Raw genomic sequence first — 1,671 nt, forward strand, 5'->3', positions numbered from 1 at the left:
TCATCCATTTCGCGGACGGCTCTACACGTGCGCCCGGACTGGACCTCTCGATCGATCAACCGGACGTCACCCCAGGCGCCAGGATCCAGTGCTGGGGAGACAGCCTGACGTTCGGCAACCAAGACGGCACGGGCACGAGCTTCCCCGATGAACTGGCCACACTGACCGGCATCCTCATCTTCAACCGCGGCATCGGAGGCCAGACCTCCAAGCAGATTGCCATGCGGCAAGGCGGGAACGTCGCGCGTGTCACGGTGACCGGCAACACGATCTCGAGCGGCGCCAACACGATCACCCATATCGATGCGGTCGAACTGTCGACCTCGGGCGGCATGGCCGCAGATAAGGACCAGCCGTTCCCGTTGTCCTCGCAGGGGAACAACACGACGATCGCGGCGCGGGTGCGAATTCAGGGGGTATCAGGCACCTTGCGGCGCAGTGCGGCGGGCGGGCCGCCGTCGACCTCCGAGAGTTACACCTTCACGCCGGATGCCGATGCCACGTTGCCTGCAAACTGCCCGGCGCAGTCGCCCATGTTGTTCCTGACCGAAGAGCTGCAGGGCGATATTTCAATCCTCTGGCTTGGGCGCAACGATCAGACCGAGACTGACCAGATCAAGGACGGGATCGCGGCATGCGTCTCGCGCATCGAGCGCAAGGGCGGACGCTATCTCGTCCTGTCCGTCCTGACCGGTGACTACGATCCGGAGGAATACGGCCCCAGTGGAAGCCGCTATCTGACCACTGTCGGGCTGAACAACGACCTCGAAGCGCTCTACACCGATCGCTACCTCGACGTCCGTCGGCTCCTCATCACGGAGGGCCTTCCACGTGCCGGCATTACGCCGACGGCGCAGGACACTATCGACATCGGAAACGACGTGCCGCCGGACAGCCTGCGCCACGACGCGATTCACCTGAACGCCGCCGGCTACGGCGTCGTTGCACAACTCATCAACGAAAAACTGCGCGCGCTCGGCTGGATTCCCGGCTGGGTCACCGCCGCCTGATCCCGGAAAGGACGGAACATGACCGCGATCATCCTGCGCTCCTCCAGTGCCATGACAGACCTCAGCCGACAGCGCCTCGAGCGCGACCCGGTTCTGGGTCTCGAAGAGTGGCTGTGGTGCTTCGACTTCACCAATCCGGCCTGCAACCCCACCACGGCCACCACCCCAGCGAACGGCACCGAGTTCGTCAATCTCGCGCGCGACTTCGATCTCCCCGAAACGCTCGCGCCTGTTGGCACGCTCAGGAATGCCGGCGGCACGATCACCCAGAGCGCGTCGCGCGAAGGCCTGATCTTCCCGTCGGGGACGAAGGACGTCACCGACTTCTTCGAGATCGGCGGCAGCTACATGGACTTCTCGACAGACAACGATGACTATCTCGCCATCGTCTGGGATGAGCAGCCGCTTTCCGGCTTCAACACGGCCAACTACCAGCCGATCCTCTGGGATACCTCCAACAACGCAAACACCGCCTCCCTCTGGATCGACAGCGGTCTTGGCGGTGAAGCGGTGCGGGGCGTCCTTGGGACAGGCGCGACCAGTTTGGCCGCTATCGCGCCGGATCGCCTCGGCCAGGGAGAGCCACGCCAGATCGCGTTCGCGCGGATCGGGACCACCGGCTACTTGTACGTCAACGGCAAGCTCGTGGGCACCAACGCGA

At 64.2% G+C, this 1,671-nt stretch carries 2 protein-coding genes; both read left to right on the top strand.

The genetic code is table 11. The features are described 5' to 3' along the window. Positions 1-1,010, top strand: a 1,010-nt coding sequence (locus RISW2_RS25185) for an SGNH/GDSL hydrolase family protein (RefSeq protein WP_043775689.1), incomplete at its 5' end; no start/stop codon positions are given. An 18-nt stretch (positions 1,011-1,028) separates the two neighbouring features. After that, the coding region (locus tag RISW2_RS22775) for a hypothetical protein (protein WP_043775691.1) at positions 1,029-1,671 on the top strand (643 nt) is incomplete at its 3' end.

The organism is Roseivivax isoporae LMG 25204 (assembly GCF_000521865.1).
Lineage (GTDB): Bacteria > Pseudomonadota > Alphaproteobacteria > Rhodobacterales > Rhodobacteraceae > Roseivivax > Roseivivax isoporae.